Origin of the sequence: Domibacillus sp. DTU_2020_1001157_1_SI_ALB_TIR_016, assembly GCF_032341995.1 — a bacterium.
Taxonomy (GTDB): Bacteria; Bacillota; Bacilli; order Bacillales; family Domibacillaceae; genus Domibacillus; species Domibacillus indicus_A.
Window position 1 is genome coordinate 679,560 of sequence record NZ_CP135438.1, and the last position, 20,151, is coordinate 699,710.

The window sequence follows — 20,151 nt, forward strand, 5'->3', positions numbered from 1 at the left end:
GGTGGGCTTTAAAGTTAAGCCGTTTATCTTTGGCTTTTTTCATGCCTTAGTTCTTTTCATCGGAATCTGTTTCGACTTCGCCATCCTCGTCATTGTTGATATCTTTATTTTGATCGTTTTCTTCATCTACATTACTGTGGTTCTCTTGAGGATAATCTTCCTGTTCGTCGTTCGTACTGGTTTCTTCTCCGCTGCGATTTCCACATCCGGCTAGTCCACTAATCAGCATAACAGCCATTCCGCTAAGAAGTAAGTATTTTTTCAACATAGCTCCCATTGTAAATTCTCCTTTGGTTAAGTACTCATTATATAGGAAGCATACCCAGTATGATCATGAAAAAAACAGAAGTCCCCACTAAAGTCGTGGCTAGCGCCCCATATTTAAACCATGCTTTTAAATGTTTTAGGCTCAGAATTCGTGATGTTGCCGAAGAGGTTAAAAAAGATCTAAGTCATGAAAGGCTTTGTACCTTTAAAGTAAACGAAATTCATTGTAGTCATGAGCGCTATGGCTGGTGGGGAAATTAGGCCCTTCTCCTGTGTCCAATCGAAGGTCGCGTTTACTTTCATCCACGAACCTAGGCTTTCTAAAAGAACTGTTTTGATCCCGGAGACGCTTCTTTGAATGCAGCTCAAACGATCATAAGAAATCGGCTGGATCTCACATCCTGTCCGGGACGGATATAAAAAAGAGCAAAAAAATAACGCCCGCTGATAAAATATCGGAGCGAACGTTAAGTGATCTATATCTAGGTACATTATATCACGTTATAAATGGAGATGCACTCGATATTTGTCGATAAGTGTCGAAATATTTCTTCTTGCTTTATTTCACGCCTATCGATGGACAGCCTCCACCAGGGAGCAGATCAAAGCGTGATATATGCGCAAGGCGGCGCTGTTTCGTTCAAAGCCCACTGACTAAAAAAGCGGGGCTTTTATGATTCTTTTATTCGATTGTTATGTATCCAACAATCCATTTGATCCAGGTCAAAAATAATCATGTTGCTAAACAATTTTTTGTGTGGCAGCTGTCACTCTTTGAAAAAAGACATTCAAAACTTGCTAATATGGGTATTGCAAATGATATTTAAGTTCATTTCCTGTTTTTGTTTTCCTGCGGTTTATCTCGTCCGAACAATATCATCTTGCAGGAAATGGTCTCCTGTTAGCGAATGTATGTTAAGGAAAGGAGATGGTTCGATGGAGAAAGATTTAGTAAAAGATTTAGTGGCAAAGGGGTTTGAAGTCGTAGACTTTGTAGATATACGCGACCCAAAACATGTATTTGAGGAAATTTATTTAAAAGAAGAAGATACAGAAAATATTTTAGAAATGTTAGGGATTAACCCGGATACAGCCGCTTTGTCTGGAGAACAGGAGAAACTATTTGTGACTGGAGAATCTGCGGCGTTAGATCCGTATTACAGGCAGGGTGAAGAGCCTCCTAATAAGAAAGATGTTATTGTACCTTTAAAATACGAAGTAAAAGAAGCAGCCGTTTAACAGGCTGCTTTTTTCTTTGTTCTCATTTGAAAAGAACGATTTGTAACTTGGGGGAGGGCGAAGTTATATAATAGTAATAGAAAAAGAGTCCATGTGAGAGAGCACTTTTTGGAGCGGCTGACCTAAATGTAAATGGCCCTCGCATATTTCTTTAAAGTATGGGGGGAGAATAAAGGAAACGACAAAGCAGAAAAAAGATAACTATTTATAAAGTGTTGAGTCATAATGCTTTAGCTGTATAAGCAAGTTATTTTACATTCCAGTTTTCCTGTGGTTTATAATAAACAGCAGTGAAATGCAAATGAGAAAGAAGGAAGAAACTCATGGAACAAACAGTATTGGATCAAAAGGTACTTTCTGTATTAAAAGATAAAATTCAGCTCATTCCAACAACGGAAGGAGCAATTTATTTAGTCGGACCCATTAAACTGCCTGTTAATTTATACGGGGAAACCGTCGTGTTTCAATGGTACTGCTGGCTGAATTATGAGGAAGTAACAGAAGATTATGGGAAGATTATTGAAAAGCTGTCTTCTGTGAATTTAGCGGAGCTGCAGCAATCCAGCGTCCTCGTGTACGGCGACTTTTCGGACAATGAAGAAGCGATTATTCGCATGCATTCGATCTGCCACACAGGAGACATCTTTGGCAGTAAACGCTGTGACTGCGGCTATCAATTAAAACAATCCATGGATATGATTGCCAAACATGGTACAGGGGCTTTATTTTATCTAGCTAATCATGAAGGACGAGGCATCGGCTTATTCAGTAAAGCGATGGCTTATATTCTTCAGGAAAATGGCTATGATACAGTGGATGCCAATGAAAGCCTCGGTTTTGTCGATGATGCCAGAAATTACGATGATGCGATTATGGTGCTTAAAACACTGCGCTCTAAACCGGTTACCTTGATGACCAACAATCCGAAAAAGCTGGAAGCTCTTAAAAATGCCGGCTTAAAGGTATCAAGCCGTAAACCGCTTTGGGGCGATATTTCAGAGTTTAACGAGAACTACCTGCAAACAAAAATCAAACGTTCAGGACACCTGCAGGAAGACGGGACCTGCCCGAACGATTAAAAGGAAGCGGCTGTTTGAATAGCCGCTTCTTTTTTTTATGCTTCCAATGAATCCACCCCTCATTTATACGACAAATTATCCCTTATTCGTACTTCTATTTATTCAGTTTGCCTTTAGTTTTATTCAAAGCATCTAAAAAAGTGTAAGAAAATGTACAGATCTCCCAATGACTTTTAATTCAGAGTTTTATAAACTTTACTTATGTTATGTTTAGTGACATTAAATGAGAAGTTATCTTCCGTATACTATTGATTTCTTTTATCCTCTCAACAATAAAAAGAGAAGGAAAATCAGAAATAAGCAACAGTTTTACTATGTTGAAATAGAAGCAATTTATACCCTTATTTGACTGAATATTCTTTTATCTAGACAGTTAAATGAAGGGATGATGCAGATAAAGAAATGGAGTTGAAGGCACCATGTCAACAAATACAGTCAGGCAGACAACAGAAGAGATATCAATTCCTTATTCAACAGGGATCGATGAATCGTTAAAACCGAAAACAAAAGAAAGTCGAACGGTTGGGCCTTTTTCTTATATGTTCATGTGGATTGGTGACGGCGTAAACTTGGGGAATATGACACTTGGGGCGAGTTTGGTTGTAGCAGGAGTGGCAACGCTGAACCTTTTACAGACTTTTTTGGCCGCAGCGATTGCGATTGGGATTATTTCAATCTTTTTCGCTTTGAATGACCGACTCGGATATCGAACGGGAATTCCGTATGTGGTGCAGCTGAGAATGTCGTTTGGGGTTAAAGGTTCTGTGATTTCTTCCTTGCTTCGCGGTATACCGGCGATTGTCTGGTATGGATTTCAAAGCTGGACGGGCGGGACGGCTTTAAATGAAATTGCTAAAATTGTATCGGGCGGCTCTTTTGATAATGTAGCCATTTGTTTTGTAGTTATCCAGCTCCTGCAAATTGTCCTGTCGATGTTTGGTTTTCATGCGATTAAGTGGATGGAGATTTTGGCATCTGTTGTGATTATGCTGGGACTTGTTTATGTATTTGGTGTTTTGATGGCGTCCCATAGTGATGTCATTGCTCAAAAATGGGTTCATGCTGAAGGCTCATGGGGCTTGCCGTTCTTTGCGTTTATTATGGTGTTCCTCGGAAACTATGCGGCTATTTTCTTGAGTGCAGCCGATTATTCACGGGAGCTGAAAACAGGAATTAGTGATGCAAAACGCGGCTTTTTATACTTCTCGCCAATTGTGGTTGCTTATGGATTTGTCCTGACGATTGGTGCGATGCTCGCGGCTGCTACCGGTATCTCCAATCCGGTTAAAGCTTTTGCGGTTGTGGTGGATAACCCGTATATTACCGTTGCAGTATCGGCATTTATCGTAATCGGCGCAGTTGCCGTCAACATGGTTGCCAATATTATTCCGCCAACGTATGTGATTACATCGCTGACAAAGTTAAAGTACAAGCCAGCGGTCGTCATTACCGGGCTGCTTGCTTTTTGCTCCTGCCCATGGATTTTAGTGCAAGATTCATCTGCACAAGGCTTAAATACATTCATTTTGATTTACTCTGCTTTCTTGGGGCCGATTGCTTCGATTTTACTGGTAGAGTACTATATTTTGCGGAAACAGAAAGTGGATGTATCTCATTTGTATGAAGAAAACGGACAGTTTGCCGGGTTCAATCCGTGTGCCATCCTGGCCATGCTGATCGGGGCTGGCGCAGCTTTTATGCAGGTAGACTTGGGCTGGATTATCGGCGTGATTGTCGGCGGGCTTTCATACCTGCTACTGATGAAATTCGCATTTAAAGATTCGAGATTTAAAAAAGGAACCATTTTTGAAAAGAAATAGAAAACTGGAATTATAAATTGAAAAACACTCTTTAAGGCGAATGAGCAGCAGCTTCCGCCTTAAAGGGTGTTTTTGTATAGGGAGGAAAAGAAATAAAGGCGGCAGACAAAATTTGCATGAATGCACTCATTTATTTCTTGTCATTACATAGATGTCTATGTATAATGTGGCTATGTTGAAATATCATGCAGCTTCCATGATTGGAAAAATTAAAGAGGCCGTCGATAAAATGATTGTCTCAGAACTCGGGCAGCACGGCATTGAAGGAATTGTTCCTTCGCATGGCGGTATTCTGTCATTTTTATATCAAGAAAATCAGCTTTCGGTAAAAGAACTGGCTGAAAAAATCCACCGCACACAGCCGACTGTTACCGTACTGGTGAAAAAATTAGAGTCTTTAGGCTATGTGGAAAGAAAAAAAAGTGAGGAGGACCAGCGGATCACGCTCATTTGCCTGACGGAAAAAGGCAGGCAGTTAGAACCGGCCTTCCGCGACATTTCAGCGCGGTTAAATGAACAACTGTATGGCGGTTTGCAGGAGGAAGAGAAAAAGCAGCTGGAACGGCTGCTGGAAACCATCTTGAACAGGTTTTAAATTTTTTTAATGAAATGCATAGATATCTATGTATGTGGAAAGAATAAAAAATTATACTATCGGAGGTTATCCATATGAAACATCTTATCGTTTATGCCCACCCTCATAAAGAAAGCTTAAATCACGCTATACTCGAAACGACTGTGGAAGCATTAAAGAAAAACGGCCATGAAGTAGCTGTACGTGATTTGTATGCTTTGGATTTTCAGCCGGTACTGAAACCAGAAGATACAGAAGCTATGAAAGCGGGGCGGACACCGCAGGATATTAAAATAGAACAGGAATTTATCGCAGAAGCGGATGCCATTACTTTTATTTATCCGATTTGGTGGACGGGTCTTCCGGCAATCTTGAAAGGCTATGTAGACCGCGTATTTTCTTACGGCTTTGCGTATGCGGCTGGTGAGCAGGGAATTGTTAAAATGCTGACAGGTAAAAAAGGCTTTATCATTAATACACATGGCACGCCGAGTGAGGTGTATGATGAAATAGGTATGACGGCAGGAATGAAGGTTACATCCGATACAGGGATTTTTGAATTCACGGGCATTGAACCAGCAGGGCATTTGTTCTTTGGAAGTATCGGTTATTTAAGCGCGGATATGTATGAAGGCATGTTAAAAGAAGTGGAAGAGCAGGTTACGGCTCTTTTCCCACAAGATTAAGCATTCGGTTTAAAAAGAAAAAGCTGATTCCGGCAGGGGATCAGCTTTTTTGTTGCCAGCAGTCTTGGAAGGTGTATAAAAACGGTGGCTATTTAAGTTATTGCTTTTTAAAAGCAACCATATTGTGCGAAATCTTTATGCTTCCAGCCAGGTCTGTGACCACTTCTCAATATCTCTCATCAAAGGTTCTAATCCTAATCCTTTTTCAGTCAGTGAATATTCGATTCGAACAGGGGTTTCCGGATAAACATCTCGTTTTACAATTCCTTCGCTTTCCAAATCCTTTAATCTTTCCGAAAGCACTCTGCCACTGACTCCGATAGAAGATTCAATGCTGCAAAAACGCTGTGGACCGGACAGCAATTGGTAAATGATCATGCCTGTCCATCTCTGGCTCAGTAATCCCATGGCTTTTTCAAATCGTGGACAAATTGACTTATCCATTTTTTATCACTCCTTATTTATATTATAACCGGATTAAAAAATAATTAAATTATTTTTTATTAAATACTTACTTGACGGAATTACATTACATAAATATAATTACTTACATAAAGTAAGTTAATAATTAAACGTATTTAAAACTGCAGTGGTTTTGATTAGGGACAACATCACTTTGGAAGGGGTATAAAAACATGGAAAGAAGCAATGAAATAGGGAGATTCATTTTAAGAGTATTTTTGGGAATCACGTTTTTTGTACATGGATTAGCAAAATTTCAAGGAGGCATTGAGAACACGGCTGGATTTTTTGAAAGCCTCGGTCTTCCTCCATTCACTGCATACGTTGTAGCCATCATTGAATTAGTGGGCGGACTAGCGATGGTACTGGGATTAGGGACCCGGGTAGTGGCGATTTTATTTGCGGTCATTCTGGCTGTGGCCACTGTGAAAGTAAAATTGGCTGCTGGGTTTCTTGGAAACGGACAAATGGCTGGCTACGAGCTTGATTTAGCACTCATCGTAATCGCGATTTATCTTTCGCTGGCTAAAACATCTTTATTCGCTTTGGATCACGTTCTTTTTCGCTCTAAAGAAGCGTAATAAAGAAAGTTGAAGAAAAGAACTACAGAACCTTTTAAGCAATCGAATTTGATTACTCATTAAATGAAGAATCAGATCTTGATTACGATTTTTTGTATCGTAACGGTTTTAATTGGAGGGAAGCGCGGTTATGCAGGAAAAATTGAAAAATACCGGGATAGAAATTGGCCTCTATACGCTTGGTGATTTATGCTCGGATCCTTATACAGGCCAAACCATTTGTGCGCATCAAAGAATAAAAGAAATCATCGAAGCCGCCAAGCTTGCGGATGAAGCAGGCCTTGATCTGTTTGGAGTTGGCGAGCATCATCGGTTAGACTATGCAACTTCTTCTATTCCCGTTGTTCTAGCAGCAATTGCGCAAACCACAAAACGCATCAAATTAACAAGTGCCACAACGGTATTGAGTACAGTGGATCCTGTTCGTTTGTTCGAGGACTTTGCTACATTGGATTTGGTTTCTGACGGACGGGCAGAAATGATCGCCGGACGGGGCGCTTTCATCGAATCGTTTCCGCTTTTCGGCTTTCGAATCGATGACAATGATGCGCTGTTTTCTGAACATATGGAGCTGTTTTTAAAGCTTAACGAACAAGAAAGAGTTTCCTGGCAGGGACGCTTTCGTCCAGCTTTAACAAATGCGGAAATTGCTCCTCGTCCTTTGCAGAAGGAGCTGCCTATATGGGTAGGTGTTGGAGGCACACTCGAAAGTGCAGAGCGGGCTGGCAGGTTCGGAGTTGGCATGGCTATGGCCATCCTTGGTGGTGACCCGGAACGGTTTAAGCCGTTGGCGGATGTATACCGCAAAGCGGGTGCTAAAGCAGGCCATGCTCCGGAAAAGCTTAAAATTGGTGTAACCGGCCACGGCTATATCTCAAAGACGACACAGCAAGCCAAAGAAGAGTTCTACCCTTACTATGCAAATTATTGGTCTTATGTGAACCGTCAGCGGGGTATGGGAGGCAGCGTATCGAGAGAAGATTTCGAGCAAATGACAGCCCCGGATACTGCTCTGTTTGTAGGAAGCCCGCAGCAAATCGTGGAGAAAATTCTTCGTCAGCATGAGCTTTTTGGACATCAGCGTTTTCTGGCACAGATTGATATAGGCGGCTTGCCGTTCCAAAAGGTGGCTGAAGGAATCGAGCTGTTAGCTACGCAGGTAATGCCAATTGTTAAAAAAGAAACAAGCAAATAAATAAATCCGGATCTCGACTGCAGGATTCGGTTGAATCATATTTTAAAGAAAGTAAAGGTGATAGGAATGGGATTTTTAGATAAATTATTTGGAAGTAAAGAACAAGATACGAATACAGCAGCAGTGCCAAACACGGCGAAAGTGTTATTTGTCAAAGCAAACGATCGTCCAGCAGAACAAGCTGTCAGCTCACAAATGTATGAAACCTTTTTAACGACGTTTAAAGAAGCGAATCCAAACGCCGATATAGCCGAACTCGATCTTTTCGATCTCAATCTTCCGTACTTCGGAAACACGGCGATTACAGCTGGATACAAGCGCAGCCAGGGCTTAGAACTGACACCGGAAGAAGCAAAAGCGGCGGATTTAGTAGAACAATATTTAAACCAGTTTCTAGCGGCCGAAAAAGTCGTATTTGCTTTTCCGTTATGGAACTTTACAATTCCAGCTCCGCTCGTAACCTATATTTCGTACCTTTCCCAGGCGGGGAAAACATTTAAATATACCGAACAGGGTCCAGTCGGATTAGCTGGCGGTAAAAAAGTGGTTATCTTAAACGCGCGCGGCTCTGATTACTCTTCTGAACAAATGGCTTCCATGGAAATGGCCGTTAACTATGTAACCAATCTGCTTGCATTCTGGGGAATTACCAACCCTGAAACAATCATCATAGAGGGGCATAACCAGTATACGGACCGTTCACAGACGATCATTGCAGAGGGCCTGGAAAAAACCGCAAAAGCAGCGGCGAAATTTTAGTGACAGGAGACGAGCGTAAACGTGAATGAATTATTCCTTCATGTCTCTTAAAAAGATCTTGGTTCAATCCTCACAAATTATATTAAACCGGACAGCTTGATTATTTAGTATCTTACCGGGGAAATATAGCAAGAAAGATAAAATTAAAACAGATTTGGAGGAATAAGCCGTGAAAATATTAGTGACAGGTGCAACAGGGAAATTAGGAACGAAGGTCGTAGAAACATTATTGAAAACTGTTCCAGCCAGCCAATTGGCTGTAAGTGTCCGCAATCCGGAAAAAGCAGAAGCATTGAAGAATCAAGGAGTAGAAGTCCGGCAGGGGGACTTTGATTCTCCTGAAACATTAACTTCTGCTTTTCAAGGAATCGACCGGCTGCTCATTATCTCTGCGGATGGCGATAATGAAACAAGAATCCGCCAGCATACAAACGCAGTAAAAGCAGCTCAAGACGCACAGGTTGGATTTATTGCGTATACGAGCTTAACGAACGCAAGTGAAAGCACCCTGTTTTTAGCACCGCCGCACCGCGCTGCAGAAGAAGCGATCTTAAAAACGGGCATTCCGTATTCTTTCTTGCGAAACAACTGGTACTTGGAAAACGAAATTCCAAGTATTCAAGGAGCAGTCGCGGGTGCTCCCTGGGTCACTTCAGCAGGCTCCGGCAAAGTAGGCTGGGCGCCGCAGCAGGACTATGCGGAGGCAGCCGCTGCTGTACTGACTGGGGAAGGACACGCCAATACCATTTATGAACTTTCCGGTAAGCCTATGACCCAGGAAGAGCTGGTATCCGATATTGGCACCATACTTGGTAAAGAAATACCAGTTCAGCAAGTCGATGATACCGCTTATGCAGATATCATGAAAGAAGCAGGTGTACCAGACGATTTTCTGCCATTTCTTGTGGAAATCCAGCGGGGGATTCGCGAAGGTGCATTGGAAGCCGATAGCGACGATTTTGACAAGCTGCTCGGCCGTCCATCGACGCCAGTCAGCGAAGCACTGCCGCAAATCATCATGGAAATTTCTCAAACAAACCAATAATGTTTATCGACAACGGCTTCTCTGCACACTGGAGAGGCCGTTTCTTTTAGAGCGGTAGCTTCTATCCGGTTAGCACCCAGGTTACCGTTATACCATAAACATATGAAGATAGTATAAAAGTTTTCTTCATTTTTAATAGAAAGAGTATTTTAAAGATAGGAAGCTATTTTTCGATACAGAGTCCATGCTCTCCTCGTTCCTGACTGGAGAATAGCTTTTACATCCAAGTTACACTATCAGAAAGGGATAAGAGCGGGAATGATATATATTATTTTAGGCGTTGTGTGCAGTTCAATTTCATTGATTTTCCTTTTTATGGATGTAAGACAAGCGAACTCAACAAAAGAAAAATGGCTGGCGCTGTTAGAGCATCTGATGGAACCATTTGTAGGCTTTACAGCTTTATTTTATTTAGGCATCCTGCTTATCTTATTTGGTTGGATAGGCTAAACAGGTCCATCTTATATTGCTTTTCTGCGCGGCGGATCTTTCTCTTAATATAGGTGTTAATATTAATATTAATATTAGTCGTAATGTTAGTACTAATAAGAATGTTTAAGTGAATTTCAACATGAATATGAGTATTCTGTGCAAATAGAATGGCTAGTTTAAAGGAAGAAGGAGCAGCAAATGGATCCTTTTGAAAAATTGCTGAGCGACTTTAATCAGCTGATTATCGAGGAAAGAAACAGCATGAATGTGGAAATAGATACAGAGAAAATGGATTCATTTAAGAAAACGATAGACGAGCTGCAGCATGTTAAAAACAAATTTAAAGATAAACACTCCTGCCTGCAAGATACCGCAGTAAAAGATATCATCCGGTTTGAATATGCAAAAGGAGGAGAAAGCATTCATCGGGGGTACTATTGTCCGAACCTGGTATATGATTTAGTTGTTGGCAATGCAAAGCGGGGCAGGCTTTATAAAAGAAAACCTCAGCCTGGTAAATTTACATATGAGTATGGTTTTGATCGAGAGGGCAGGCTGCTCAGGGTAAGAAAGACAACCGAATTTACCGCCTCAACGGGCCAATTTAATGAGGAATTTCTTCTTTACGAAGAAGATGCTGTCTATTCCGTCTGCTTCCATCATACAAGCAATCTTGAAGTGGTTTCCAAATGTATATATGACAGTGGGAAGGTTACCCGCTATGAACGAAGTTTATTCCTATTACAGCATGCAGAGCTATATAGTGAGGAGTACAGCTATGAAAACGGGATGCCTAGTCACGTTTCTATATTTAATGTTATGCCTTCTATCCATTTGTATGAAGAGCAAAAATATATGATTAAATGCAGCGATGAAGGAGAGATAAAAAAGCTGACAGGCGGCTCTGTAAACAATGGTGTATGGGATCAACAGAGTTATCGTTTTTAAGAGGCTGTACATCAAAAATAGAGTTTTTCCGTCAGCGAGAAAACCTATACATATGAATAAACGATTAACAAATGAATAAAAAAACAAAAAAACCTAGATTATTGAGCTATATAAAGCAATAATTGAACTGTAATTTAAATTGCGTTTTAAACTGCTTGAAAGGAATTCCTTGATCGCATGTTTACTAACCGATAGCTGGATGGTGATGTCATAATGAAAGTTATGTATATTCTTTCGATCATACCTTTTATAGGTATGCTGGGCTTTCTTCCTTTCGTGAACAAGGTAGAACCTTTTGTTTTTTCGATGCCGTTTGTGATGTTTTGGGTAGTGATGTGGACCCTTCTTACTTCTCTTATTTTAGGCATCATGTATAAATTAGATCCTCGAAATAAAGAGGGGGACAGAAAATGAATACGTCTCTTTTGATTATTTTAGGGTTTTTACTTCTGTCCGTTTTTTTAGGGATTCGATCTACTAAAGGAAAAGAGATGAATTTAGAACAGTGGACAGTCGGCGGAAGAGGATTTGGGGCCATGCTCGTCTTTCTTTTGATGGCCGGCGAAATTTATACGACGTTTTCCTTCCTGGGTGGCAGCGGCTGGGCTTACGGCAAAGGGGCACCCGCTTTGTACGTTCTGATGTATATCACCCTGTCGTATGTTTTATCATACTGGCTGCTGCCTGTTATATGGAAATATGCAAAAGAACATCAGTTAATGTCACAGTCTGACTTCTTTGTAAGTAAGTATAAAAGTCCATATTTAGGAGTTCTGGTTGCGTTGGTTGGTGTAATCGGAATGATCCCTGTAATCGTTGTTCAGCTGAAAGGAATGGGCATTATCGTTTCGCAGGCATCATACGGAGCGATTTCTATGAATACAGCTGTTTGGCTTGGTGCTATAAGCCTTACTATATACGTTATGGTATCGGGTGTACATGGATCAGCTTGGACGGCGATCATTAAAGACATTATGATGATAGGCATTATAGGCTTCCTTGGCATTTATTTGCCTTTTCATTATTATGGCGGATATCAGCCGATGTTCGATGCCGTTTATGCAGCGAAACCTGAATTACTAAAGTTCCCTGAGCAGGGCCTTAGCGTTTCCTGGCTTATTTCCACGGTGCTGCTGCTTGTCTTAGGTTTTTACATGTGGCCGCAAGTGTTTAGCTCTACGTATACCGCAAAAAACGAAAAAGTATTTCGCAAGAATGCGATGATCAGCCCATTGTATACACTGATGTTATTGTTTGTATTTTTTGTCGGAACAGCAGCGATTTTAAAGGTGCCGGGATTAGAAGGGGAAGAAGTGGATCTTGCTTTACTGCGTCTTTCCATCGAAACGTTTGACCCGTGGGTTATTGGGATCATAGGGGGAGCGGGATTATTAACAGCGCTGGTGCCTGGTTCACTGCTTGTCATGAGTACGGCCACTTTATTATCCAAAAACGTCTATAGAGTCTTCGTACCTTCGGCAACGGATGAAACAATCGGAAAGCTGGCCAAGCTTCTTGTTCCTGCAGTTTCTCTTACAGCGGTTTACTTTACTTTGAATGGCGGAACGACTTTATCCAATATTATTTTGATGGGTTACAGCTTAATGACACAGCTGGCTCCATCACTTTACTTTAGTTTAATGAAGAAAAATGTTGTGACAAAGTATGGAGCAGCAGCTGGTATAATCTCTGGACTTGCGACAGTCGCTTATATTACCCTTAGTCAAACGACGATTGCGGCCTTGTTTCCCTTTTTACCGCAGTCATTAAAAGATATTAATATTGGTATTATTGCTCTGGCAGTTAACGTTATAGTAATGATGATTGTCAGCTTCGTTACTCGAAAAGGGCAATATGACACAGCTGAGACAAATTAAATCAGTAAAAAAGAAAATACTTTAAATCGATGAAAGGGCCGTTCCATAAATGAAGGAACGGCCCTTTAGTAAGTTCTTAATCTTTGATACTAAAAATCAAAGATTAAGCGGGAAAAGACCTCTCCTGCAACTGAGGAGAGGTCTTTTCTTTTCACTTACTTTTTACTTATTTCCCCAGACATCTTCTGCAATTTGAACAATGTGACGGATTTTGTTCCATTGCTCTTCTTCTGTTAATTCGTTTCCTTCTTCTGTACTTGCAAACCCACATTGAGGGCTTAATGATAAGTTTTCTAAAGGAATGAACTGGCTGGCTTCTTGAATTCTTTCTTTAATGTTTTCTGGATTTTCTAATTCAGGGAATTTAGATGTAACTAACCCCAGTACGACCGTTTGGTCACTACGCGTAAAGTTTTTCAATGGTTCAAAGTCACCTGAACGGTTATCATCATACTCAAGGAAAAGCCCGTCTACATGAAGGTTCGCAAAAATTGCATCCGAGATATTATCATAGCCGCCGCTTGTAATATACGTAGATCTGAAGTTTCCACGGCAAATATGCATCGTGATCAGCATATCCTCTGGTTTTTTAGCAATAGCATCATTTAAGCAGCTTACTCTCGTATTAATAATATCTTGTACGTCCATGCCAAGCTTTTCAACAACGGCATTGATGCGCTCTTCGGAAACAAAATCAATCCATGAAGTGTCATCCAGCTGCAGATAACGGCAGCCCGCATCGTAAAAAGCTTGAATCGCTTTTTGGTAAGCAGCGACTGTATCATGATAAAACTGCTCGCTGTTCCCGTTGTAATACTTATCTTCTTGGATTCTAGTAAACAACATGTTAGGGCTTGGGATAGAGAATTTAGCAACCTGGCTTCCATCGCCATATTTTTCAACCGCTTCTTTTAAGAACGTGAAGTGTTCGAGCATATAATGATCATTAAAAGCTACTTTACCTACTACTTTAATGGCCTTGTTTTTTGTTTTAGCCCCTTTAAACTGACTGATGTATTCCGTTTCAAACTCTTCTACGCCTTCTAGGCCTGATAAAAAGTCTAAATGCCACCACGCGCGTCTAAATTCACCATCGGTGATAGATTTAAGGCCTGTCTCGATTTGTTTTTGGACAAGCTTTTCGATTTCTTGATCCTCTATCGCTTTTAAGGCAGCTCTATCGATTTGCCCGTTCGTATAAGCTGTTCTGGCTTCTTTAAGAGGTGCTGTTCTTAAAAAGCTCCCTACGTGATCCGCTTTAAATGGAGCTTTTACTAATGTGTTTGTCATAACTTTATTTCCTTCTTTCTTTCAAAATTAAAAAACCCTCTTCTTAAAAATAAGAAGAGGGTAATCGTCAAAACGGGTTCTCTTCTTATCTTCAAGCAAATCGCTACTGGAATTGGCACAGTACTTTAATAGTCCGCTGCCGAGGTTTCCTAGGGCCAGTCCCTCCACCTCTCGAGATAAGAATATTCAAAAATATGTAACTAATTATGTAACTAAAAACTAAGTTACACTTGTTCGGGCACCTTGTCAATGAAAGTTTAAAAAATTGATTTTAAACGAAAAAAATGAAAAGGTTTCCAGTTATTTAAATGAAGGAAGCAATAGAAGGACAAATTGGACCAGAAATGAACGGTCAAATTGGATGGATACAAAACAATTCTTTTATCTTACTATAAATAATGTGGAAAAATACTAACTATTCTTTAAACAGGGAGAAGGCAGAGTCTCATGACAAATCAACGTAACGTACGAGTAGCCGTTGTCCAAGCGGCTTCTGTGATTATGGATAGAGAGGCAAGCACAGAAAAAGCGATTGCCTTAACAAAAGAAGCAGGAGAAAAAGGAGCCAATATGGTTGTGTTTCCAGAAGCTTTTATTCCGGCTTATCCGCGAGGGCTGAGCTTTGGCGCGGTTGTCGGCAGCCGTTCACCGGAAGGAAGAAAAGACTGGCTTCGCTACTGGGAAAACGCCGTACCTGTTCCCAGTGAAACAACAAAACGGCTGGGGGAAGCAGCACGGGAAGCGGGAGTGTACCTTGTGATCGGCTTAATCGAGCGGGACACGGAGTACAGCGGGGGAACTCTTTACTGTTCCGTTCTGTTTTTTGGTCCGGATGGCTCGCTGCTTGGCAAACATCGCAAGTTAAAACCAACAGGTTCAGAGCGGTTAATCTGGGGAGAAGGAGACGGCAGCACACTTCCTGTTTTTGATACACCATATGGAAAAATAGGAGCGCTGATTTGCTGGGAAAACTATATGCCGCTGGCGAGAGCTGCGATGTATGCAAAAGGTGTGCAAATTTACATTGCACCCACTGCGGACTCTCGGGAACTCTGGCAGTCGACGATTCGCCACATTGCCGCGGAAGGCAGATGCTTTGTGCTATCCTGCAACCAGTACGTAAACAAAGAAATGTATCCGAAAGACCTGGCTGGCTACGCGGAATTAGAGCATTCACCAGAAGAGATGTGCCCGGGCGGCAGCGCCATTGTGGGTCCTTTAGGAGACTATATAAAAGAGCCGGTATTTGGGAAAGAAGACATACTGATCGCGGATTTGAACCTGCACGATATTGCTTACAGCCAATTTGATTTTGATGTGGTGGGCCATTACTCACGGCCTGACGTATTTCAACTTCTCGTTAACGAAGAAAAAAAAGAAAATGTACATTTTAAAAAGTAAGAAAAAATCTTATGTAAAACGATGTATCTTTTGCAAAATGAAAATGATTTGGAACAGCCTGCGAGACAAGAAACAGACGCATACTGCAGGCGAAGTGTATATGGATCAGACAGCAGTTAAACAAAAAAGCCCAAGGCGGGTGAACAAGTTTTCGATCCGGTTATTTCTTTTCTTTACGGATATCGTCAATAATGAGTAGTCCCGCCACAAGAAAAATAACGATGAAAAGCCATGTTGTAGTGCTCAAAGTATCTCCTCCAAAGATGAATTCAACCTTCTATACGTTTAACCCAGCTTAAAAGATTCGATAAATTTTCCAAAAAGAAGGAAAATATTTTCTAGAACCGAAGATAGAAGGCGGGAATCCAAAAACAATAGATAAAAAAGCTGCGTCCGTCTAAACACAAAGTGAACTGCCCCGTAAATGTTAGACACCAAACTAACATTTACGGGGTGTTTTTATGGCCAAATTTACAATGGAAGAAAAGATTCAAATTGTATTAAGGTATTTAAAAAGAAATGAAAGTATTTATACAATTGCTGAAGAAGCCGGAGTCAGTTCTCCAATCTTAAGTGGATGGATTCGTCTTTATGAACAATTCGGTGCAGAAGGGTTTTTAAAATCCTATACAAGCTATTCTGTGGAGTTTAAACTTAATGTACTCAAGTATATGAAAGACACGGGTACATCCTCTTATGACGCAGCTGCCATTTTCAATATTTCTTCACCAGGCTTGATCCGAAACTGGCGAAAGTTATTTGAGACTGGAGGAATGGATGCCCTGTATCCAAAGAAAAAGGGGCGATCATTCATGAAAAAAGAAACAAAATCTACTGTTAAAAAACAATTACCAGTTGAAGGATCAATGGAGGCTCTTCAGGCTGAAAATGAGCGTTTACGCATGGAGAACGCCTACTTAAAAAAGTTGAACGCTTTAGTTCAAGGACAGGAAAAATTACAAACAAAGTCAAAGCGCAAGTAATTTTTGAGCTGAAGAATGAATTTGATATCGTGGAATTAGTTAAAGTCGCTGACATTCCACGCAGTACATATTATTACTGGGAAAAACAATTAAATCGAGAAGATAAATATGTGAGTGTAAAAGAGGTCATTGAGGCCGTTTATCATGAACATAAAGGTCGTTATGGTTACCGCCGTATCCACAAAGAATTAACGAAAAGGCACATTCACCATGACCCAAAGACCATTCATCGCTTAATGAATGAGATGGGCTTAAAATGTGAAGTGCGTATGAAAAAATACCGTTCATATCGTGGAAAAGTAGGTAAAATCGCCCCCAACATACTGAATCGCGATTTCAGCACAGAAAACATGAATGAAAAATGGGTAACCGATGTAACGGAATTTCACTTGTTTGGAGAAAAACGATTTTTATCTCCTGTTCTAGACTTATGTAATGGGGAAATTATTGCGTATAAAGTGATGAAACGTCCTGTTTATTCACTGGTTGAAGAGATGTTAGAAGAAGCAGTGAAGCGAATACAGCCTGAAGATAAGGTCATCCTTCATTCAGATCAAGGCTGGCATTATCAGATGGCCAAATACCAAAAAAAATTAAAAGAATATGGTATTCGTCAAAGCATGTCCCGTAAGGGAAATTGTTTAGACAACGCAGTCATGGAAAATTTCTTTGGCTTATTAAAATCAGAACTTCTTTACTTACAAGAGTTTGAGAGTATGGAACATTTTGAACGAGAATTAGAAGAGTATATTTATTATTACAATCACAAACGAATGAAGGCAAAATTAAATGACCTAAGTCCAATAGAATACCGGACTCAGGTCTTGGAAGCTGCCTAAACTTTTTGTCTAACTTTATTGGGTCAGATCATAGATCGGAGGCAGCTTTTATTTTTTATCTTTTACTTACTTTTGAAGAGAACGGGTATGTACGCATTTAAATAACAGATACATGACACTATAAATCAGCAAAAACGGGATCGGGCTGGTAAACAGGGAGAATCCGTCATCATGTTCTACCATAAAACGAAGCCATGGCCAATTAAATATTTCAGAAAGACCGCCAACGACAATAAAAAGGGGATAAAAAAGAAAAAAGCCGCCAATAAATACGGAAATGCGAAACGTTTTGCTCCTACTTTTAACCTCCCATTTTATATGATTACAATCGCAAGAACACTCTTCTTCGTAACTAATCCCACTGTGCCGTTAAGCGATACATAAACCGTTTTTTACTAGAGAAGCGGCTGAACAAAAAGCACGAAAAACCAGTGAACCAAAGGCAAAGCCGAAACTGCGAGTCCCATTAGGAGCGTTTTGTGAAAAGAGGCCAATCCTGCTCCAGCCAACATGCAATCCCAGTAAAAAACTGAGGATGAGAAAATTCGGACCCTCCATCATTTTCCGAAATGAAGCCGGCAGCGAAAACGAGGAAGCAGGAATAATCAAAACTCCTTTTATAAGCAAATGGATAATAGAATAAATGATTAGCCTATTGCGCATATAAAACCCCTTTTTCAACAACTCACTTCAGTAAATAATAAACCTGAGTAAATTATATACTTAAAAGTTATTTATTTCATTTTAGCGTATAGAAGTAGAAGGAGCGGGGCCTATACGCAAAAATAGAAAGGCCAAAGTGGGCCTCTTCAAGTCATAGTATAATAAGGTGTATCCATAAAATGGAGATGATAAGGAATGAAATATAGATGACGAGACATATTCATTTATCTATTAAAAAAGTAGGGGGAAAATCAGCAAGCTTTTTGACGGTTTGCTGATTTTTTTGTTTATAGGACACGAAATATGACTAAAAGATAACAAAAATAACAATATTGTTACAATAACAGTAAAAATATAGAAAACAAATATCCATTATGAAAAAATATCCAGTGGATAGAAAAAATGGTTATCAACCCGAATGGGAGGAAATAAGTTGAAAAAGCAGGCAGGAATAATAGGGATCGTGCTGGCAATTCTATTATCCTTATGCAGTATTCAAAGCTTAGTGCAGGCGGCAGGATTTGTGGATGTGCCAAGCCGGGCTGCAGCAGAAGTCAATTATTTAGCCGATGGAAAGATTGCCAATGGATCGTCTGCGACTACGTTCGGTACAGATAAAACGGTCACAAGAGCAGAAGCGGCCGCTTTTATTGGGCGTGCCCTGCAGCTGGATGGTACAAAAAGGACAACAGACTTTATTGATGTAGGAGCTGGCAGTTTTGCTTCCGGGTACATACAATCTGCCGTTGATAAAGAGATTTTCTCCGGTTATGATGGCGGGCGCTTTCTGCCTGGCAAAGAAGTCACACGCGGCGAGATGGCGGTTATGGTATCAAAAGCTTTTAACTACTCGTTCGGCGGAACTTTATCCGGCGCCGCTAAAGCCTTAACATCGAGAGGGATCGCTCAGGGAGTAGAGGACGGAACGTTTGGCGCGGATCAGCTGCTCAAACGTGGAGATTTTGCGGTTTTCCTTGCGCGCGCGATTAACCCTGATTTCCGCTTAATCAAGACAGATGAATTTACAAAAACGATGTGGGCAAATGTAGGAGACTTAAATGTCCGGTCAGGCCCTTCTACTGCTTATGCTTCAAAAGGAAAGCTGACAGAGGATGAAAAAGTGTCTGCCGCGCATAAAGTGGGAGACTGGGTGTATATCAAGTCTGCAGAGGTAACAGGCTTTGTGAATGCTTTTTATCTTCGTGATACCGAAACGAAAAGTGCCACAAGTGATCCACGTCTTTCCAAGCAGACAATTATTCTAGATCCTGGTCATGGCGGAACTGACTCGGGAGCGAGCGGATATGGCATTCTGGAAAAAGATGTGGTGCTTGATACAAGTTTAAAAGTAAACGAGCTATTTAAGAAAACACCTTTTACTGTCAAACTAACCCGCAGCACAGATACGTTTATTGAACTGGGAGACCGTACTGCTTTTGCTAAAAACAATAATGGCAATGTGTTTGTAAGTGTTCATGCAAATGCTTTTAACAAGTCGGCCAATGGAACGGAAACATATTACTACGGTGCTTCTAACACAGCCAATACAGCGGACAGTAAATTGCTTGCTGAAAAAATCCAGGTCCGGATGCTGACAGCACTGCAATTAAAAGACCGTGGTGTAAAAAAGACATCTGTCTTATATGTACTGAAAAATAATACTATGGCAGCTGCATTAGCTGAGCTCGGTTTTATTGACCAGGCAGGCGATAATGAAAAACTCAAATCAGAGTACTGGAGAAATGCAGCCGCCAAAGCCATTTATTACGGTATCCTCGATTACTATAAAGCCAAAGGATACGATGTTGATTCTTTATATGAGGAAGCGAAATAATTCAAAAAGGAAGCCAGCTGGCTTCCTTTTTGGATTAGCAGGAAACAGTGATAAGAAATCACAAGGCTTAAAAAGCAGCTTGCTTCTTTTATACACAGAAACTTTGTTAGATGTTTTTTACTCAAGAGTGTCAGATTAATTGCCTGACCGATTGATAGATATATAAAAAATAGAAAA

Annotated in this window: 20 protein-coding genes and 1 riboswitch; of the genes, 17 read left to right on the top strand and 3 right to left on the bottom strand. The window is 40.7% G+C overall.

Translation table 11 applies throughout. The features are described 5' to 3' along the window. Window positions 1-46 precede the first annotated feature (46 nt). Window positions 47-277 (bottom strand): hypothetical protein, encoded by a 231-nt coding sequence (locus RRU94_RS03220; protein WP_315691788.1) that lies wholly within the window; start codon window positions 275-277, stop codon window positions 47-49. A gap of 926 nt (window positions 278-1,203) precedes the next feature. On the opposite strand from RRU94_RS03220, the gene RRU94_RS03225 reads away from it, so the two are divergent. The 5 genes from RRU94_RS03225 to RRU94_RS03245 all read left to right on the top strand — a co-directional run bounded on the left by RRU94_RS03225 (window position 1,204) and on the right by RRU94_RS03245 (window position 5,665). Continuing rightward, window positions 1,204-1,506 carry a hypothetical protein gene (locus tag RRU94_RS03225; RefSeq protein WP_315691789.1) on the top strand — a complete coding sequence of 101 codons (303 nt, stop codon included), beginning with the start codon at window positions 1,204-1,206 and terminating at the stop codon, window positions 1,504-1,506. 323 nt (window positions 1,507-1,829) lie between these two features. Continuing rightward, on the top strand, window positions 1,830-2,585 hold the full coding sequence (locus tag RRU94_RS03230) for a GTP cyclohydrolase II (RefSeq protein ID WP_315691790.1): 756 nt from the start codon (window positions 1,830-1,832) through the stop codon (window positions 2,583-2,585). A gap of 419 nt (window positions 2,586-3,004) precedes the next feature. Next, window positions 3,005-4,405, top strand: coding sequence for an NCS1 family transporter (locus RRU94_RS03235; protein ID WP_315691791.1), 1,401 nt, complete (start codon window positions 3,005-3,007; stop codon window positions 4,403-4,405). Window positions 4,406-4,577: 172 nt separating this feature from the next. Then, window positions 4,578-5,000: a MarR family winged helix-turn-helix transcriptional regulator gene (locus RRU94_RS03240; protein ID WP_315691792.1), complete on the top strand. Its 423-nt coding sequence runs from the start codon at window positions 4,578-4,580 to the stop codon at window positions 4,998-5,000. 74 nt (window positions 5,001-5,074) lie between these two features. Continuing rightward, window positions 5,075-5,665 carry an NAD(P)H-dependent oxidoreductase gene (locus tag RRU94_RS03245; protein ID WP_315691793.1) on the top strand — a complete coding sequence of 197 codons (591 nt, stop codon included), beginning with the start codon at window positions 5,075-5,077 and terminating at the stop codon, window positions 5,663-5,665. Window positions 5,666-5,800: 135 nt separating this feature from the next. Here RRU94_RS03245 and RRU94_RS03250 read toward each other — a convergent pair whose 3' ends face one another. Further along, window positions 5,801-6,109: a winged helix-turn-helix transcriptional regulator gene (locus RRU94_RS03250; RefSeq protein ID WP_251274585.1), complete on the bottom strand. Its 309-nt coding sequence runs from the start codon at window positions 6,107-6,109 to the stop codon at window positions 5,801-5,803. Window positions 6,110-6,300: 191 nt separating this feature from the next. Here RRU94_RS03250 and RRU94_RS03255 point away from each other — a divergent pair, with 191 nt between their 5' ends. The 8 genes from RRU94_RS03255 to RRU94_RS03290 all read left to right on the top strand — a co-directional run bounded on the left by RRU94_RS03255 (window position 6,301) and on the right by RRU94_RS03290 (window position 12,964). Further along, on the top strand, window positions 6,301-6,708 hold the full coding sequence (locus RRU94_RS03255; protein ID WP_315691794.1) for a DoxX family protein: 408 nt from the start codon (window positions 6,301-6,303) through the stop codon (window positions 6,706-6,708). Between the two features lie 130 nt (window positions 6,709-6,838). After that, window positions 6,839-7,903, top strand: coding sequence for an LLM class flavin-dependent oxidoreductase (locus RRU94_RS03260; protein WP_315691795.1), 1,065 nt, complete (start codon window positions 6,839-6,841; stop codon window positions 7,901-7,903). Window positions 7,904-7,969: 66 nt separating this feature from the next. Continuing rightward, on the top strand, window positions 7,970-8,662 hold the full coding sequence (locus RRU94_RS03265; protein WP_315691932.1) for an FMN-dependent NADH-azoreductase: 693 nt from the start codon (window positions 7,970-7,972) through the stop codon (window positions 8,660-8,662). A gap of 169 nt (window positions 8,663-8,831) precedes the next feature. Continuing rightward, a complete protein-coding gene (locus RRU94_RS03270; protein WP_315691796.1) occupies window positions 8,832-9,707 on the top strand; it encodes an SDR family oxidoreductase in 876 nt (291 codons plus the stop codon). Window positions 9,708-9,965: 258 nt separating this feature from the next. Further along, window positions 9,966-10,157 (top strand): hypothetical protein, encoded by a 192-nt coding sequence (locus tag RRU94_RS03275; RefSeq protein WP_315691797.1) that lies wholly within the window; start codon window positions 9,966-9,968, stop codon window positions 10,155-10,157. 180 nt (window positions 10,158-10,337) lie between these two features. Continuing rightward, window positions 10,338-11,087: a hypothetical protein gene (locus tag RRU94_RS03280; protein ID WP_315691798.1), complete on the top strand. Its 750-nt coding sequence runs from the start codon at window positions 10,338-10,340 to the stop codon at window positions 11,085-11,087. A 213-nt stretch (window positions 11,088-11,300) separates the two neighbouring features. Continuing rightward, window positions 11,301-11,501, top strand: a complete 201-nt coding sequence (locus RRU94_RS03285) for a DUF3311 domain-containing protein (RefSeq protein ID WP_315691799.1) — start codon at window positions 11,301-11,303, stop codon at window positions 11,499-11,501. Further along, window positions 11,498-12,964: a sodium:solute symporter family protein gene (locus tag RRU94_RS03290; RefSeq protein WP_315691800.1), complete on the top strand. Its 1,467-nt coding sequence runs from the start codon at window positions 11,498-11,500 to the stop codon at window positions 12,962-12,964. The genes RRU94_RS03285 and RRU94_RS03290 overlap by 4 nt, the downstream gene beginning before the upstream one ends. Before the next feature lie 162 nt (window positions 12,965-13,126). On the opposite strand, the gene RRU94_RS03295 is transcribed toward RRU94_RS03290, so the two are convergent. After that, a complete protein-coding gene (locus RRU94_RS03295; RefSeq protein WP_315691801.1) occupies window positions 13,127-14,254 on the bottom strand; it encodes a 5-methyltetrahydropteroyltriglutamate--homocysteine S-methyltransferase in 1,128 nt (375 codons plus the stop codon). Between the two features lie 82 nt (window positions 14,255-14,336). After that, window positions 14,337-14,437, bottom strand: a riboswitch (SAM riboswitch). A gap of 264 nt (window positions 14,438-14,701) precedes the next feature. Here RRU94_RS03295 and RRU94_RS03300 point away from each other — a divergent pair. The 4 genes from RRU94_RS03300 (at window position 14,702) to RRU94_RS03315 (ending at window position 19,974) form a co-directional block, all read left to right on the top strand. Further along, window positions 14,702-15,655 carry a carbon-nitrogen hydrolase family protein gene (locus RRU94_RS03300; protein ID WP_315691802.1) on the top strand — a complete coding sequence of 318 codons (954 nt, stop codon included), beginning with the start codon at window positions 14,702-14,704 and terminating at the stop codon, window positions 15,653-15,655. Between the two features lie 461 nt (window positions 15,656-16,116). Continuing rightward, a protein-coding gene (locus RRU94_RS03305) for an IS3 family transposase (protein WP_315690933.1) occupies window positions 16,117-17,477 on the top strand; the annotation gives its coding sequence in 2 pieces (ribosomal slippage) (window positions 16,117-16,573 and window positions 16,573-17,477; 1,362 coding nt in all). A 171-nt stretch (window positions 17,478-17,648) separates the two neighbouring features. Then, complete coding sequence (locus tag RRU94_RS03310; RefSeq protein ID WP_315691803.1) at window positions 17,649-17,861, top strand: hypothetical protein; 213 nt, start codon at window positions 17,649-17,651, stop codon at window positions 17,859-17,861. Window positions 17,862-18,573: 712 nt separating this feature from the next. Next, on the top strand, window positions 18,574-19,974 hold the full coding sequence (locus RRU94_RS03315) for an N-acetylmuramoyl-L-alanine amidase (RefSeq protein WP_315691804.1): 1,401 nt from the start codon (window positions 18,574-18,576) through the stop codon (window positions 19,972-19,974). Window positions 19,975-20,151: the final 177 nt, after the last annotated feature.

Excerpts from the sequence above, each read along its gene's own strand:
- RRU94_RS03220 (WP_315691788.1), bottom strand. The coding sequence starts at position 277 with ATGGGAGCTATGTTGAAAAAATACTTACTTCTTAGCGGAATGGCTGTT.
- RRU94_RS03225 (WP_315691789.1), top strand. The coding sequence starts at position 1,204 with ATGGAGAAAGATTTAGTAAAAGATTTAGTGGCAAAGGGGTTTGAAGTC.
- RRU94_RS03230 (WP_315691790.1), top strand. The coding sequence starts at position 1,830 with ATGGAACAAACAGTATTGGATCAAAAGGTACTTTCTGTATTAAAAGAT.
- RRU94_RS03235 (WP_315691791.1), top strand. The coding sequence starts at position 3,005 with ATGTCAACAAATACAGTCAGGCAGACAACAGAAGAGATATCAATTCCT.
- RRU94_RS03240 (WP_315691792.1), top strand. The coding sequence starts at position 4,578 with ATGTTGAAATATCATGCAGCTTCCATGATTGGAAAAATTAAAGAGGCC.
- RRU94_RS03245 (WP_315691793.1), top strand. The coding sequence starts at position 5,075 with ATGAAACATCTTATCGTTTATGCCCACCCTCATAAAGAAAGCTTAAAT.
- RRU94_RS03250 (WP_251274585.1), bottom strand. The coding sequence starts at position 6,109 with ATGGATAAGTCAATTTGTCCACGATTTGAAAAAGCCATGGGATTACTG.
- RRU94_RS03255 (WP_315691794.1), top strand. The coding sequence starts at position 6,301 with ATGGAAAGAAGCAATGAAATAGGGAGATTCATTTTAAGAGTATTTTTG.
- RRU94_RS03260 (WP_315691795.1), top strand. The coding sequence starts at position 6,839 with ATGCAGGAAAAATTGAAAAATACCGGGATAGAAATTGGCCTCTATACG.
- RRU94_RS03265 (WP_315691932.1), top strand. The coding sequence starts at position 7,970 with ATGGGATTTTTAGATAAATTATTTGGAAGTAAAGAACAAGATACGAAT.
- RRU94_RS03275 (WP_315691797.1), top strand. The coding sequence starts at position 9,966 with ATGATATATATTATTTTAGGCGTTGTGTGCAGTTCAATTTCATTGATT.
- RRU94_RS03280 (WP_315691798.1), top strand. The coding sequence starts at position 10,338 with ATGGATCCTTTTGAAAAATTGCTGAGCGACTTTAATCAGCTGATTATC.
- RRU94_RS03285 (WP_315691799.1), top strand. The coding sequence starts at position 11,301 with ATGAAAGTTATGTATATTCTTTCGATCATACCTTTTATAGGTATGCTG.
- RRU94_RS03290 (WP_315691800.1), top strand. The coding sequence starts at position 11,498 with ATGAATACGTCTCTTTTGATTATTTTAGGGTTTTTACTTCTGTCCGTT.
- RRU94_RS03295 (WP_315691801.1), bottom strand. The coding sequence starts at position 14,254 with ATGACAAACACATTAGTAAAAGCTCCATTTAAAGCGGATCACGTAGGG.
- RRU94_RS03300 (WP_315691802.1), top strand. The coding sequence starts at position 14,702 with ATGACAAATCAACGTAACGTACGAGTAGCCGTTGTCCAAGCGGCTTCT.
- RRU94_RS03310 (WP_315691803.1), top strand. The coding sequence starts at position 17,649 with ATGTTCTACCATAAAACGAAGCCATGGCCAATTAAATATTTCAGAAAG.